This window comes from Cellulosimicrobium sp. MI9406 (genome assembly GCF_040595865.1).
In the GTDB taxonomy this organism is placed as follows: Bacteria; Actinomycetota; Actinomycetes; order Actinomycetales; family Cellulomonadaceae; genus Cellulosimicrobium; species Cellulosimicrobium funkei.
Map to the genome: position 1 here is coordinate 501,484 of NZ_JALIZI010000002.1, position 14,004 is coordinate 515,487.

13 protein-coding genes are annotated in these 14,004 nt (G+C 75.1%); 4 read left to right on the forward strand and 9 right to left on the reverse strand.

The features are described 5' to 3' along the window. Positions 1 to 44: 44 nt before the first annotated feature. The 5 genes from MT994_RS05290 to MT994_RS05310 form a co-directional block, all read right to left on the reverse strand. A complete protein-coding gene (locus MT994_RS05290) occupies positions 45 to 407 on the reverse strand; it encodes an HIT domain-containing protein (protein WP_021482946.1) in 363 nt (120 codons plus the stop codon). After that, positions 404 to 1,216, reverse strand: coding sequence for a 16S rRNA (uracil(1498)-N(3))-methyltransferase (locus MT994_RS05295; protein WP_354805412.1), 813 nt, complete (start codon positions 1,214 to 1,216; stop codon positions 404 to 406). Before MT994_RS05295 ends, MT994_RS05290 begins: the two co-directional genes overlap by 4 nt. A gap of 13 nt (positions 1,217 to 1,229) precedes the next feature. Continuing rightward, positions 1,230 to 2,354, reverse strand: a complete 1,125-nt coding sequence (dnaJ, locus tag MT994_RS05300) for a molecular chaperone DnaJ (RefSeq protein WP_043651775.1) — start codon at positions 2,352 to 2,354, stop codon at positions 1,230 to 1,232. Positions 2,355 to 2,460: 106 nt separating this feature from the next. After that, positions 2,461 to 3,477 (reverse strand): heat-inducible transcriptional repressor HrcA, encoded by a 1,017-nt coding sequence (hrcA, locus tag MT994_RS05305; RefSeq protein ID WP_021482687.1) that lies wholly within the window; start codon positions 3,475 to 3,477, stop codon positions 2,461 to 2,463. A 79-nt stretch (positions 3,478 to 3,556) separates the two neighbouring features. After that, the gene (locus MT994_RS05310; RefSeq protein WP_354805414.1) at positions 3,557 to 5,020 is read right to left on the reverse strand and encodes an MFS transporter; all 1,464 of its coding nucleotides are present in this window, start codon (positions 5,018 to 5,020) and stop codon (positions 3,557 to 3,559) included. A gap of 155 nt (positions 5,021 to 5,175) precedes the next feature. Between MT994_RS05310 and MT994_RS05315 the strand changes: the two genes are divergently transcribed. Then, entirely contained in the window at positions 5,176 to 6,039 is an 864-nt protein-coding gene (locus MT994_RS05315; protein WP_076405563.1) for a DUF3097 domain-containing protein, read from the forward strand. 112 nt (positions 6,040 to 6,151) lie between these two features. On the opposite strand, the gene MT994_RS05320 is transcribed toward MT994_RS05315, so the two are convergent. The 3 genes from MT994_RS05320 to lepA all read right to left on the reverse strand — a co-directional run bounded on the left by MT994_RS05320 (position 6,152) and on the right by lepA (position 10,611). Next, a complete protein-coding gene (locus tag MT994_RS05320) occupies positions 6,152 to 7,237 on the reverse strand; it encodes a hypothetical protein (protein ID WP_354805416.1) in 1,086 nt (361 codons plus the stop codon). Between the two features lie 192 nt (positions 7,238 to 7,429). Further along, complete coding sequence (hemW, locus tag MT994_RS05325; RefSeq protein ID WP_354805417.1) at positions 7,430 to 8,722, reverse strand: radical SAM family heme chaperone HemW; 1,293 nt, start codon at positions 8,720 to 8,722, stop codon at positions 7,430 to 7,432. After that, the gene (lepA, locus tag MT994_RS05330) at positions 8,719 to 10,611 is read right to left on the reverse strand and encodes a translation elongation factor 4 (protein ID WP_021479819.1); all 1,893 of its coding nucleotides are present in this window, start codon (positions 10,609 to 10,611) and stop codon (positions 8,719 to 8,721) included. Before lepA ends, hemW begins: the two co-directional genes overlap by 4 nt. Positions 10,612 to 10,815: 204 nt before the next feature. Here lepA and MT994_RS05335 point away from each other — a divergent pair, with 204 nt between their 5' ends. The 3 genes from MT994_RS05335 (at position 10,816) to rpsT (ending at position 12,637) form a co-directional block, all read left to right on the forward strand. Then, positions 10,816 to 11,394, forward strand: coding sequence for a type 1 glutamine amidotransferase domain-containing protein (locus MT994_RS05335; protein ID WP_021479818.1), 579 nt, complete (start codon positions 10,816 to 10,818; stop codon positions 11,392 to 11,394). Positions 11,395 to 11,448: 54 nt separating this feature from the next. Further along, positions 11,449 to 12,138 (forward strand): type II toxin-antitoxin system PemK/MazF family toxin, encoded by a 690-nt coding sequence (locus tag MT994_RS05340; protein ID WP_354805419.1) that lies wholly within the window; start codon positions 11,449 to 11,451, stop codon positions 12,136 to 12,138. A 238-nt stretch (positions 12,139 to 12,376) separates the two neighbouring features. Then, entirely contained in the window at positions 12,377 to 12,637 is a 261-nt protein-coding gene (rpsT, locus tag MT994_RS05345) for a 30S ribosomal protein S20 (RefSeq protein WP_043659362.1), read from the forward strand. A gap of 228 nt (positions 12,638 to 12,865) precedes the next feature. Here the strand turns inward: rpsT and holA are convergent, their stop codons facing one another. Continuing rightward, the gene (gene holA, locus MT994_RS05350; RefSeq protein ID WP_076405569.1) at positions 12,866 to 13,876 is read right to left on the reverse strand and encodes a DNA polymerase III subunit delta; all 1,011 of its coding nucleotides are present in this window, start codon (positions 13,874 to 13,876) and stop codon (positions 12,866 to 12,868) included. Positions 13,877 to 14,004 lie beyond the last annotated feature (128 nt).

Sequence of the window (14,004 nt, forward strand, 5' to 3'; positions counted from 1 at the left end):
CGTACCGAGCGCGGCCGGGCGTCACACGCGCTTTCGCGCAGGGCTCAGGCGGGCGACCAGCCGAGCTCGGCGCCCGCGATGACGTGGCCGTGCACGTGGAACACGCTCTGGCCGGCGCGCGGCCCCGAGTTGAAGATGAGCCGGAACTGGCCGTCGGCCAGGTCGCCCGCCACCTCGTCCGCCAGCGCGACGACGTCGCCGAGCAGCTCCGGGTCCGCCGCCGCGAGCTGGGCGATGTCGCCGTGGTGGTCGCGCGGCACGACGAGCACGTGCACGGGCGCCTGCGGGTCGATGTCGCGGAACGCGATCGAGCGCTCGCTGGTCGCCACGACGTCGGCCGGCACCTCCCCCGCGACGATGCGGCAGAAGAGGCAGTCCGGGTCGGTGCGCAGGTCGGTGCTCGTCATGACCCCGAGGCTAGACCACGCGTCCCGGCCACGCCCCAGCGGCCGAGCCGCTCGGCGAGCAGCGCCACGGCCACCGGTCCGGCGGTCGACGTGCGCAGCACGTGGGGCCCCAGCCGCGCCGCGACCGCGCCGGCCTCCGTGAGGTCGGCGAGCTCGCGGTCGGAGATCCCGCCCTCCGGGCCGACGACGACGAGCACCTCGGGCGCGGGCGCGCCGTCCGTGGCCGGACCGGCGGGCAGCCCGACGTCGGCGAGCGGCGTCGTCGCCTCCTCGTGCAGGACGATCGCCCGACCGCCCGCCGCGACGACGTCGACGACCCGCGCCGCGAGGCCGCGCGAGTCGAGCGCGACCTCGACGCGGGGCAGGCGCGCGCGCCGGGCCTGCTTGGTCGCCGTGCGGACCGTCGCGAGCCACCGCGCGCGGGACTTCGCCGCGCGCTCGCCGCGCCACACGACGACGGAGCGCTCCGCCTGCCACGGCACGACCACGTCGACGCCGATCTCCGTCGCCGCCTCGATCGCCATCTCGTCGCGGTCACCCTTGGCGAGCGCCTGGACGAGCGTCACGACGACGTCCGGCGCCGGCTCGCGGTCCACCTCCTGCACGAGGAGCGTCACGCGGCCCGACTCGGCGTGCTCGACGACGCAGCGCAGCCGGAGCCCGTCACCGTCGACGACGTCGACGCGCTCGCCCGCGCCGCGCCGCTGCACGACGCCCGCGTGCCGGCCCTCCGCGCCGTCGAGCACGTACCGGTCGCCGGGCGCGACGCCGTCGGTCCCCGTCTCGGCGAGGAACACCGGAGCACTCATGCGCGCGCCCCGCTCAGCGGCCGGAGAGCTTGTCGCGCAGGCGCGAGAACACGCCCGGGTGCGCGGCGGCGAGCCGGGGCTCGGGCCGCTCCTCGCCGCGCAGCGCGGCGAGCGAGCGCAGGAGCTGCTCCTGCTCGGGGTCGAGGGCAGTGGGCACCTGGACCTCGATGTGGACGTTGAGGTCGCCGCGCCCGCTGCCGTGCAGGTGCCCGACGCCGAGGTTCTTCAGCGTGACGATCTGGTTCGGCTGCGTGCCGGGGCGCAGGTCGATCTCCTGGAGCCCGTCGAGCGTCTCCAGCTCGAGCACGGTGCCGAGGGCGGCCGCCGTCATCGGCACCTGGAGGGTGCAGTGCAGGTCGTCGCCGCGGCGCACGAACGTGTCGTGGTTGCGCTCGCGGATCTCGACGTACAGGTCGCCCGCGGGGCCGCCGGCCGGGCCGACCTCGCCCTGCGCGGTGAGCTTGATGCGCGTGCCCGTGTCGACGCCCGCCGGGACGTTGACCGTGATGCTGCGGCGGCTGCGCACGCGGCCCTCGCCCGAGCACTCCGCGCACGGCTCGGGGATGACGGTGCCGAAGCCCTGGCACGCGGCGCACGGCGCGCTCGTCATGACCTGGCCGAGGAACGAGCGCGCGACGCGCTGGACCGTGCCGCGGCCGTGGCACACCTCGCACGTGCGGGGCGAGGTGCCCGGGCGGCAGCAGGTGCCGCCGCACGTGCCGCACACGACCGCCGTGTCGACCTGGAGCTCGCGCTGCGCGCCGAACGTCGCCTCGGAGAGGTCGATGTCGAGCCGCACGAGCGCGTCCTGGCCGCGGCGGGCGCGCGGGATCGGGCCCTGCTGCGCCTGGGCGCCGCCGAAGAACGTCTCGAAGATGTCCTGGAAGCCGAACCCGCCGCCCATGGGGCCGCCGCCCCCGCCGCCGGGGGCGCTGGGGTCGACGCCGAGGTCGTACTGCTGGCGTTTCTCCGGGTTGGACAGCACCTCGTAGGCGCGCGCGACGTCCTTGAAGCGGTCGCCCGCCTCCTCGCCCGCGACGTCCGGGTGCAGCTCGCGCGCGAGCTTGCGGTACGCCTTCTTGATCTGGTCCTGGCTGGCGTCACGGGCCACGCCGAGGATCTCGTAGTAGTCGCTCACACGTCACTCTCTGCTGGTGCGGGTCGTGAGGCCGGCGCGGGGCCGGTCGGGAGGGGTCGGGGGTGGTCGTCGAGCGGGCCCGCCGCGGGCGGGGAGACCGCGGGGCTCACGTGCCGAGCACCCGTGACAGGTAGCGCGCGACCGCGCGCACCGCCGCGATGGTGCCGGGGTAGTCCATGCGGGTCGGCCCGATCGAGCCGACGAGCGCGACCGTGTCACCGTCGTTACCGTAACCGGTCGTCACGACGGAGGTCTCCGCGAGGCCCTCGAGCTGGGTCTCGCGACCGATCCGGACGCTCACGCCCGACTCGGCGGCCATCTCGGTGAGCAGCCCGAGCAGGACGACCTGCTCCTCGAGCGCCTCGAGGACGGGGCGCAGCGCGTGCTCGAACCGCATGCCCGCGCGCGCGAGGTTCGCCGTGCCCGCGAGGACGAGGCGCTCCTCGCTCTCCTCTGCGAGCGTCTGGGCGACGAGGTCGCCCACCGCGCGGACGAGCGGGGCGTCGTCGGGGTGGAAGCTCTCGGTCACGGCGGCGAGACCGGGCGCGAGGTCCGTGAGGCGCTTGCCCGCGGCCGCGGCGTTGAGCCGTGCGCGCACCTCGACGAGGGTCCCCTCGTCCGGCAGGCTCGCGACCTCGAGCGTGCGCTGCTCGACGCGGCCCGTGTCCGTGATGATGACGACCAGGAGGCGCGACTCGCCGACGGGCACGAGCTCGAGGTGGCGCAGGCCCGACCGGCTCAGCGAGGGGTACTGCACGACGGCGACCTGGCCGGTGAGCTGGGCGAGAAGGCGCCCGGCGCGCGCGATGACGTCGTCGAGGTCCACGCCCTCGGACAGGAAGGTCTCGATGGCGCGCTTCTCCGGCGCGGACAGCGGCTTGACGCCCGAGAGGCGGTCCACGAAGAGCCGGTAGCCCTTGTCCGTCGGGATCCGGCCCGCGGACGTGTGCGGCTGCGCGATGTACCCGGCGTCCTCGAGGGCCGCCATGTCGTTGCGGATCGTGGCGGGCGAGACGCCGAGGCTGTGGCGCTCGGTGAGCACGCGCGACCCCACGGGCTCGCGCGTGAGGACGTAGTCCTCGACGATGGCCCGCAGCACCTCGAGCCGGCGCTCCTCGCTCACGTCCACCTCCCGCGTGCCGCACCGTCGCCGCCCGGGCGGGCGTGCGGGCGTCGGCACTCTCGACCTCCGAGTGCCAATCCTACGCGTCCGCGCGGCCCGTCCGGCGGTCCTCCGCTCGTCGCGAACGCAGGTCGAGGAGGCCGACGACGAGCGCGACCGCGACGAGGCCGATCGTCACCAGGAGCGCCCGCCCGGTCGCGTCCGCGGCCGAGTCGCCGCTCGCGAGCCCGCCGTAGTAGACGGACAGGACCACGGAGATCCCGACGGCCGACCCGATGCGCTGGCCGAGCTGCAGCATGCTGCCCGCCACCCCGGCCCGGCTCACCGGCACCTCGGACAGCGTGAGCGTCTGGTTCGGCGCGATGACCGTCCCGCTGCCCGCGCCCGCGACGAGCAGCGCGACCGCGAGCGCCGGGCCGACGGCGCCCGGGTCGTTCCCGAGCGTGCGCACGACGACCTCCGCCGCGACCACCCCCACGAGCACGAGCACGACGCCGCCGACGACGAGCTCGCGGCCCCAGCGCGCGACCCAGCGGCCCGAGAACCACGCCGACACGCCCGACGCGACCGCGAACGGCGTGCCGACGAGCCCCGCCTGGAGCGGCGTGTACCCCAGCTCGTCCTGGAGGTAGAGCGTGACGACGAGGAAGATGCCCGTGAACCCGGCGAAGTACGCGAGGCCGAGCAGCGCGCCGTTGCGGAAGGACCCGAGCCCCACGACCTGGGGGTCGAGCACGGCCTCGCCCGTGCGCCGCTGGTAGCGCCGCTCCCACCCGACGGCGGCCACCACGGCGGCCGCGGCCGGCACGAGCCACCACCAGCGCGACGCGTCGTCGCCGCGGCCCGTCGTCGTGACGAACGGCATCATCACGCCCAGGGTCGCGGCGCCGAGCAGGCCCAGCCCGACGAGGTCGAGCCGGCGCGGCGCGCGCGCCGCGCCCGACCCGGTGCGCGGCGGCCCGGGCACGAGGCGCCACGCGAAGGGCAGGAGCACGGCGACGACGGGGATGTTCACGAGGAACACCCACCGCCACCCCGTCTCCGGGCCCGCCGCGGCGATGATGAGCCCGCCCAGCAGGGGCCCGAGCGCCGTCGAGACGCCGATGGTCGCGCCGAACATGCCGAACGCGCGCCCGCGCTCGTACCCGCGGAACTGCTGCTGGATGAGACCGACGACCTGCGGGTTGAGGACGCCTGCGCTCACGCCCTGGAGCAGGCGCGCGACGCCGAGCCACGTGTCGGTCGGCGCGAGCCCGGACGCGAGGCTCATGAGTGCGAAGCCCAGGAGGCCCGCGATGAAGAGCGGGCGCCGTGCGCCCGCGTCGCCCAGGCGCCCGGCGGGCACCAGCGCGAGCCCGAACGCGAGCGTGTAGCCGGCGACGACGAGCTGGAGCTGGGTCGGGCCCGCGTCGAGCGACGACTCGATCGACGGCAGGGCTACGTTGACGATCGACACGTCGAGCGTCGTGATGAAGCCCACCGCGAGGCAGACCGGCAGCACGCGCCAGCGGTTCGGGTCCGGCTCCGCGCGCTGCTGGCTCATCGGTCCGTGGTACCACCCCGCCCCGGGGGCGCGCGCGCCGGGAGCCGCCGTGCGCGGCCGGTCCGGGCGCCCGGGACCTTCCCGCGGGCGGCCGATCCGGCGACGCACGGGGCGATCTCGGTGGTGAGCGGCGGACGCTGGCCTAGGGTGACGCCGTGTCCTTCGACCGTTACGGCTCCGACGTCCTCGGCGGCACGCCCGCCCCCACCCACCACCGCGCGCGGCCCGTGTCGCGCCCGCAGCCCGCGGAGCGCGGCCTCGTCGTCGAGGAGGTGCAGACCGGGTGGGTCGGGGCCGTCGTCCGGGTCGAGAAGTCGGGCGGGATGCACGTCGTCGTGCTCGAGGACCGCGCGGGCCGGACCCGCACGTTCCCGCTCGGGCCGGGCTTCTGGGTCGACGGCGCGCCCGTCGAGCTCACCCCGCCCGTCACCTCCCGCGCCCCCGCCGCGCCGACGCGCACGGCCTCGGGCTCGCGGGCAGTCGTCGGGCAGCGGGCGCGCGTCGCGCGCGGGAGCCGCATCTGGGTCGAGGGCAAGCACGACGCCGAGCTCGTCGAGAAGGTGTGGGGCGACGACCTGCGCGTGGAGGGGGTCGTCGTCGAGCCGCTGCACGGCGTCGACGACCTCGCGGCGGCGCTCGCCGACTTCGGCCCGACGCCGCAGCGTCGCGTGGGCGTGCTCGTGGACCACCTCGTGCCCGGCAGCAAGGAGCGGCGGATCGCCGACGAGGCGCTGCGGCGCTCGCCCGCGGGCACGGTGCTCGTGCTCGGGCACCCGTACGTCGACGTCTGGCAGGCGGTGAAGCCGGCCCGGATCGGCCTCGAGCGATGGCCCGTGATCGAGCGCGGCACCGAGTGGAAGCGTGGGATCCTGCGCGAGCTCGGCTGGCCGGCGGAGAGCGCGGAGGACGTCGGCCGCGCGTGGCAGCGCATCCTCGGCACGGTCCGCACCTACGCCGACCTGGAGCCGTCGCTGCTCGGGCGCGTCGAGGAGCTCATCGACTTCGTCACCGCGCCCTGACCGGTCGCGGGCGCCCGGGACGCACCGCGCTCGAGACGCACCGCGCTCGTGACGCACCGTGCCCCGGCACCGACGGGCGGTACCGGGGCACGGCGACAGCGTCGGCCGGGTGTCAGGCGGCCGGCACGCCGCCCGTGAGACGGCGGTAGGCGTAGCCGACGGCGACGTAGCTCAGCGGGATCGTCACGAAGAGCCCGAGACCGCACGGGATCGCGCCGAGGATGTTGATCCCGACGAGGGCGAGCAGGAGCAGGAACACCTGCCCGAAGTTCTTCGCGACGAGCGAGAAGCTCGTGCGGATCGCCGTGATCGCGTCGACGCCCTGGTCGAGCGCGACGTAGTACACGAACGCCGAGAACAGCAGCATCGCGAGCCCGGGCAGGACGCACAGGACGAGCCCGATGCCGGACAGGATGCCGACGATGAGGGCGGCGAGCAGCACGTTGAGCACGTTGCCGATGCGGAAGAACGCGGCGACGTCGGGTCGACGCCCGTCCACCTCGTCGAGCGCGCCGCGCGTGAAGAACGCGGTGATGAGGTAGCCGATGGCGGTGCCGACGACCCCGAGCAGCACGCTCGTGAAGGTGAGGCCGCCGAGGGCCGCGAAGTTCGTGTCGGAGTAGTCGAACTGGTCCTGGAACTGGTCGAACCCGCCCGTGATCCAGCTCCACGCGATGTTGACGGCGAGGAAGATCAGCGCGACGAGGATCCACGGCCCCAGGTTCGACGTGACGCGGCGCCACCCGTAGGAGATCGCGTCGCCGACGCCGAACGCCGGGCCCGCGTAGCCGGGCTGGCCCCCGTACCCTCCGGCGGCACCCGGGTACGACCCGGGCGGCGGCGGGTACCCCCCGGCGGGCGGCGGGTACGCACCGGACGGGGGCGGGTACGCGCCCGGCGGGGGCGTCGCCGGTCCCCCGGCCGCGCCGTCCGGCGCACCGGCCGGGGCGCCGTAGGCACCCGGCGCCCCGTACGCGGGCGGGCCCGACGGCGGTGCGGCCGGGTCGTGCGGCGCTCCTCCGCCCGGGCCGTACGGCGAGGCGGGCGGGACGTCGCCCCCGGACGGGGCGGCGTCGGGCCGGCCGGATCCGGGACCGGCCGGTGGCGTGGCGTCCGGTCGCGGGCCGCCCGCGCCGTCGGCGGGGGTGTGCTCGTCGTCGCGGGGCGGCTCGCCGCCCGGGTTCGTGGGGTCGGTCATCGTGCACCTCGTTCCTCGTCGTCACGTGCTGCGGGCTGCACGCTCCGTCGACGTGCTGGGTCCACCTTGGCGGTTCACGGCCCGGACCGCGCGGCGAGCACCGCGGCCGTCGCACGGCGGCGGGCAGGGTGGTGCCGCCGAGGGCCTCGTCCTCGCGGGCCGCGCCCGGGTCGCGGTGGACCCGGGCCGACGTCACTCGTCCGTGATCGTCCGGACCACCGTGTCCGCGAGCAGCCGCCCTCGCAGGGTGAGCACGGCACGACCGGCGACCGCTGCGCGGCCGTCGAGCAGCCCGTTCGCGACGAGCCCGGCGACGGCGTGGCGTCCCTCCGAGGAGAGGACCGCGAGGTCGAGACCCTCGCGCAGCCGCACGCCGAGCATCGCCTGCTCGAGCCGGCCCTCCGTGCGCGTGAGGAGCTCGCGCCCCGCCGCGGGGCTCGTGCCCGCCTCGAGCAGCGCCGCGTACCGACGGGGGTGCTTCACGTTCCACCACCGCACGCCGACGCGGGCGTCCTCGGGCGACGCCCCCGCAGGCTCGGTACCGGCCGCCGCGACGTAGGAGTGCGCGCCGGGCCCGACCCCCCACCAGTCGTCACCGCGCCAGTACGCGAGGTTGTGGCGGCAGCGGTCCGCGTCGGTACGGGCCCAGTTGCTCACCTCGTACCAGGTGAGGCCCGCCGCCGTGAGCAGCTCGTCGGCGAGCTCGTACTTCGTGGCCTGGTCGTCCTCGCTCGGGAGCGCGACCTCCCCGCGCCGCACCTGGGCCGCCATCTTCGTCCCCGCCTCCACCACGAGCGCGTACGCGGACACGTGGTCGACCCCGGTCGCGAGCGCGGCCTCGAGGCTCGCCCGCCAGTCGTCGAGACTCTCCCCCGGCGTGCCGTAGATGAGGTCGAGCGAGACCTGGAGGCCGGCGTCGCGCGCCCAGCGCACGACGTCCGGGACGCGGCGCGGGTCGTGCGTGCGCTCGAGCGTCGCGAGCACGTGCGGCACGGCGGACTGCATGCCGAACGACACGCGCGTGAACCCGGCGGCCGCGAGCTCGGCGAGCGACTCGGGCGTCACCGAGTCCGGGTTCGCCTCCGTCGTCACCTCGGCGTCGGGGGCGAGCCCCCACGCGTCGCGCACGCCGCCGAGCAGCCGGCCGAGGTCACCGGCAGGCAGGAGCGTGGGCGTGCCGCCGCCGACGAAGACGGTCGAGACGGGCCGCTCGGGCAGCCCCGCGTCGTGCAGCACGCGCGCGGCGAGGTCGATCTCGCGCAGCGCCGTGCTCGCGTACGACGCCTGGCTCGCGCCACCGCCGAGCTCGGACGCCGTGTAGGTGTTGAAGTCGCAGTACCCGCACCGCACCGAGCAGAACGGGACGTGCAGGTAGACCCCGAACCCGCGGGTCGCGGGCACGGTGCCGCCCGCGCCTCCCGCGACCCAGGAGGGCAGCGAGCCGTCGGGCGGGACCGGCTCGCCCTCGGGCAGCGCCGGGCTCACTTCTTCGACTTGTCCTTGGCGTCCTTGCCGCCCGCGGCGTCGGAGGAGAGCGCGGCGATGAAGGCGTCCTTCGGGACCTCGACGGACCCGATGTTCTTCATGCGCTTCTTGCCCTCCTTCTGCTTCTCGAGCAGCTTGCGCTTGCGGCTGATGTCACCGCCGTAGCACTTCGCGAGGACGTCCTTGCGCATGGCGCGCACCGTCTCGCGGGCGATGACGCGCGCGCCGACGGCCGCCTGGATCGGCACCTCGAACTGCTGGCGCGGGATGATCTCCTTGAGCTTCGCCGTCATCATGACGCCGTAGTCGTACGCCTTGTCCTTGTGCACGATCGCGCTGAACGCGTCCACCTGCTCGCCCTGGAGCAGGATGTCGACCTTGACGAGGTCGGCGACCTGGTCGCCCGACGGCTCGTAGTCGAGCGAGGCGTAGCCGCGCGTGCGGGACTTGAGCTGGTCGAAGAAGTCGAACACGATCTCGGCGAGCGGGAGCGTGAAGCGCAGCTCGACGCGGTCCTCGGACAGGTAGTCCATGCCGAGCATCTGGCCGCGGCGGTCGTTGCACAGCCCCATCACGGTGCCCACGAACTCGCTCGGCGCGAGGATCGTCGCGCGCACGACCGGCTCGCTGACCTGCTTGATCTTGCCGCCCGGGAACTCCGACGGGTTCGTCACGTTGACGAGCGTCCCGTCCTCGAGCGTCACGTCGTAGACGACGTTCGGCGCGGTCGAGATGAGGTCGAGGTCGAACTCGCGCTCGAGGCGCTCGCGGACGATCTCCAGGTGCAGCAGGCCGAGGAACCCGACGCGGAAGCCGAAGCCGAGCGCGACCGACGTCTCCGGCTCGTAGTTGAGCGCGGCGTCGTTGAGCTTGAGCTTGTCGAGCGCGTCACGCAGGACCGGGTAGTCGGTCCCGTCGATCGGGTACAGGCCCGAGAAGACCATGGGCTTCGGGTCGGAGTAGCCGCCGAGCGCGTCGGCGGCGGGCTTCGCCGCGTTCGTCACCGTGTCGCCGACCTTCGACTGGCGCACGTCCTTCACGCCCGTGATGAGGTAGCCGACCTCCCCGACGCCGAGGCCCTTCGTGACGATCGGCTCGGGCGAGATGACGCCGATCTCGAGCAGCTCGTGCGTCGCGCGCGTCGACATCATGACGATGCGCTCGCGCGGGTTGAGGTTGCCGTCCACGACGCGCACGTACGTCACGACGCCGCGGTAGGTGTCGTAGACCGAGTCGAAGATCATGGCGCGCGCGGGGGCGTCGGCGTCGCCGACCGGCGCGGGCACGCGCTCGACGATGCGGTCGAGCAGCGCCTCGACGCCGGCGCCCGTCTTGCCGGAGACCTTGAGCACGTCGTCCGGGTCGCCGCCCACGAGGTTCGCGAGCTCCTCCGCGTACTTCTCGGGCTGGGCCGCCGGGAGGTCGATCTTGTTGAGCACGGGGATGATCTCGAGCTCGTTCTCCATCGCGAGGTACAGGTTCGCGAGGGTCTGCGCCTCGATGCCCTGCGCCGCGTCGACGAGCAGCACCGCGCCCTCGCACGCCGCGAGCGACCGCGAGACCTCGTACGTGAAGTCGACGTGCCCCGGGGTGTCGATCATGTTGAGCGCGTGCGGCGTCTCCACGCCGTCCGCCACGACGGCCCACGGCATGCGGACCGCCTGCGACTTGATCGTGATGCCGCGCTCGCGCTCGATGTCCATGCGGTCGAGGTACTGCGCGCGCATGGCGCGCGGCTCGACGACACCGGTGAGCTGCAGCATGCGGTCGGCCAGGGTCGACTTGCCGTGGTCGATGTGCGCGATGATGCAGAAGTTCCGGATCAGCTCGGGCGGCGTGGCCGCGGGCTGGATGCGGGTGCTCAGCTGGGCACTGGGGATCGGGGACAACGCGGGTGCGCTCCTGGGAGTGGCGTGCGGGTCGGGGCCGCGCGCTCGGGGCGGCGCGCCGACGGTCGCTCTCGGGCGGGCGGGAACGACCATTGTCCCACGTCCGGCGTCGGGCACCCGCCCGCCCTGCGGGGCACCGCGAGCCGACCTAGCGTGGAGGACCGGCCGGCCGCACCGGGCCGACCGGCGACGAGAGGAGCGCTCATGGCCCAGGACACCGAGCACCGCACCTCCGGCCGCCCCGAGGGGCGCCGCGTGCTGGCGATCGTGACCAACTACGGCGTCGAGCAGGACGAGCTCGTGGTCCCGCTCGAGCACCTGCGCGGCGAGGGGGTGCAGGTCGACGTCGCGGCCACGTCCGCCGACGACGTGCAGACCCTCGTGGGCGACAAGGACCCCGGTCGCACCGTCACCCCGAACCTCACGCACTCCGACGCCGACCCCGCCGAGTACGACCTGCTGCTCGTGCCGGGCGGGACGATCAACGCCGACGCGCTGCGCCTCCAGGACGACGCCGTGAGCCTCGTGCGCGCGTTCACCGCCGCCGGCAAGCCGGTCGCGGCGATCTGCCACGGCCCGTGGGCGCTCGTCGAGGCGGCCGCCGTCGAGGGCAAGACCCTCACGAGCTACGCGTCGCTCGAGACGGACGTGCTCAACGCGGGCGGCGCCTGGGTCGACCGGTCCGTCGTGCGCGACGACGAGGGGTACACGCTCGTCACGTCGCGCGACCCCGGCGACCTCGACGACTTCCTGCGCGAGGTGGACGCCGTCCTGGCCGGGTGACGTGCACCGTCCGGGCAGCCGGGCGGACGCGCGTCCGCCCGGTAGGGTGCGCGCGTGGCACGCAACCGATGGCTGGGACTTCTGACCGACGCGGCGCGCGCCGTGGTCTCCGGGCTCACGCGCTCGCAGGGCGCGGGGCAGGGCGGCGCGCGCCAGGGCACCGCGGCGACGCAGGCCCCGGGGCGGGAGCGGACGCCGTCGGGCGACGGCCCCGCCGACCGCACGCCGTCGCCGCGGCCCGGCCCGCGTCCCGGTGCTGCACCCGGTCCTCGACCCCGCCCCGCGGCGGGCGGACGACCGGGCCCGGCCGGGACGACGGGCGGTCGGGGCGCCGCCGCCGGGGCGTACCCGGGCGACTTCGAGGGCGCGGTGCGTGCGCAGTACGCGCCGCGGCCCGACGGCGACCCGGACCCCGGCGAGATCGTCTGGACGTGGGTCCCGTTCGAGGAGGACCACTCGCAGGGCAAGGACCGGCCCGTGCTGCTCGTCGGGTCGGACGGCCCGTGGCTCCTCGGCGTGATGCTCACGAGCAAGGACCACTCGCGCGACGCGCGGGACGAGGCGCGCTGGGGGCGGTACTGGCTGGACATCGGGTCGGGCCCGTGGGACGCGCAGGGGCGCGACAGCGAGGTCCGGCTGGACCGCGTGGTGCGCGTCGACCCGGCCGCTGTGCGCCGCGAGGGTGCCGTCGTCGGGCGCGACGTCTTCGACCGCGTGGTCGAGGGGATCTCGCGGCACCGCTGAGGCGGTGGTCCCGGCTCTCGCGCGAGCCTCGGGGCCGCGCGAGGCGCCGCTCCGGCGGCCGCACGAGCGATTAGGGCCACGGCCGGACCGCTGGTAGTCTTGATGGCTGCGTGTCCGCCCAGGTCGGCGGGCACAGCTCCAGCACCTCTCCACGGGTTCCCCACCCCAGTCCCGGAGCTGGAGTCGCCCTCTACGACCTATCCGCTCGCTCCGGCGAACAGAACCAGAAAGTCCACACGTGGCCAACATCAAGTCCCAGATCAAGCGCATCCGCACGAACGAGAAGGCTCGTCTGCGCAACAAGGCAGTCAAGTCCGAGCTCAAGACGTACGTGCGCCGCGTGCGCGAGGCCGTCGCCGCGGGCGACAAGGACGCGGCGACCACCGCGCTCCAGGCGGCGTCCCGCAAGCTCGACAAGGCCGTCTCGAAGGGCGTCATCCACGCGAACCAGGCCGCGAACCGCAAGTCGGCCATCGCGAAGTCCGTCAACGCTCTCTGAGCGCACGGTTCGCCCGCGGTGTCGTGACACGCTGATCGTCGCGACGCTCGCACGGGTTTCCCACGAGGGGCGCCGACCCGCACGGGTCGGCGCCCCTCGTGCGTCCGGGGTCGGGCGCCTCGTCCTGGCCGTCGGCACCGCGCGGGACCGGGTGCCCGGTCGGAGCCCGCCGCCGACGCCGTGCCGAGCCGAGACCCCGAGCCCGGGGCCGAACGGGCGGCTACCTGGTCAGCGGCCGTGGGCCCGCGCGATCGTCAGCACGGCCCGCTCGACGGCGAACACCGGGTCACGCCCCGCGCCCTTGACCTCGGCGTCGGCCTGCGCGACGGCGCTGATCGCGGTCGCGAGCCCCTCCGGGGTCCAGCCCGCGAGCTCGCGGCGCGCGCGGTCGACCTGCCAGGGCGCGAGCCCCAGGTCCTTGGCCGCCACCCCGCCACGGCCACGCATCGCGCCGACCTTCGCGAGGGCGCGGAGCTTCATCGCCAGGGCCGCGACGAGCGGCACCGGGTCTGCGCCCGTCGCGAGCGCGTGCCGCAGGAGCGCCACGGCCTCCCCCGCGTTCCCAGCGACCGCGGCGTCCGCGACCCGGAACCCGGTCGCCTCGACCCGGCCGCCGTAGTACCGGTCCACCACGGCCTCGCTCACGGTGCCGTCGGTGTCCGTGACGAGCTGGCTGCAGGCGGCCGCCAGCTCCCGCAGGTCGTTGCCGAGTGCCTCGACGAGAGCCCGCACGCCCGACGCGTCGATGCGTCGACGCGCCCTGCGGAACTCGGCGTTGACGAACGCCACCTTGTCGGAGTCCTTCTTGATCGCCTCGACCGCGACGACCGGGGCGCCGCTGCCCTTGATCGCGTCGAGCATGCGCTTGCCGCGCACGCCGCCCCCGTGCACGACGACGACCGTCGTCGCCGGGTCGGCGACCGGCACGTAGTCCACGACGTCGGCGACGAGCGCGTCCGTCGCGGACTCGGCGCCCTCGACGACGACCACCTTCGCCTCGCCGAACAGCGACGGGCTCGCCGCCACCGTGAGCATCCCGGCCTGGTACGTCGCGGCCTCGATCGTCACCTTCTCGACCTCGGGGTCGCGCTCGCGCGCCAGGTCGACGATCGCGTCGACGGCACGCTCCGCGAGGAGCGACTCGGGCCCCTGGACGAGCACCACGGGCGCGAGCCGGACGTCGTCCCACGCGAGGGACGGGCCGGCGGACGGACGGGCGGTGCGGGTCGGCGCGGGCATGGCCCAAGCCTGCCACGAGCCGCCCACCGGCGGTGCCGGCCGACGCGCCCCGAGGCTGCGGTCCGCGACTCTCGCAGGAGTTCCGGCGACGCCGCACCGACGACACCCGGGCGTCAGGGGCGCCCTGC

What these genes read in the sequence shown, in the direction of transcription:
- MT994_RS05290 (WP_021482946.1), bottom strand. Translation starts at nt 407, where the DNA reads ATGACGAGCACCGACCTGCGCACCGACCCGGACTGCCTCTTCTGCCGC.
- MT994_RS05295 (WP_354805412.1), bottom strand. Translation starts at nt 1,216, where the DNA reads ATGAGTGCTCCGGTGTTCCTCGCCGAGACGGGGACCGACGGCGTCGCG.
- MT994_RS05310 (WP_354805414.1), bottom strand. Translation starts at nt 5,020, where the DNA reads ATGAGCCAGCAGCGCGCGGAGCCGGACCCGAACCGCTGGCGCGTGCTG.
- MT994_RS05320 (WP_354805416.1), bottom strand. Translation starts at nt 7,237, where the DNA reads ATGACCGACCCCACGAACCCGGGCGGCGAGCCGCCCCGCGACGACGAG.
- MT994_RS05335 (WP_021479818.1), top strand. Translation starts at nt 10,816, where the DNA reads ATGGCCCAGGACACCGAGCACCGCACCTCCGGCCGCCCCGAGGGGCGC.
- holA (WP_076405569.1), bottom strand. Translation starts at nt 13,876, where the DNA reads ATGCCCGCGCCGACCCGCACCGCCCGTCCGTCCGCCGGCCCGTCCCTC.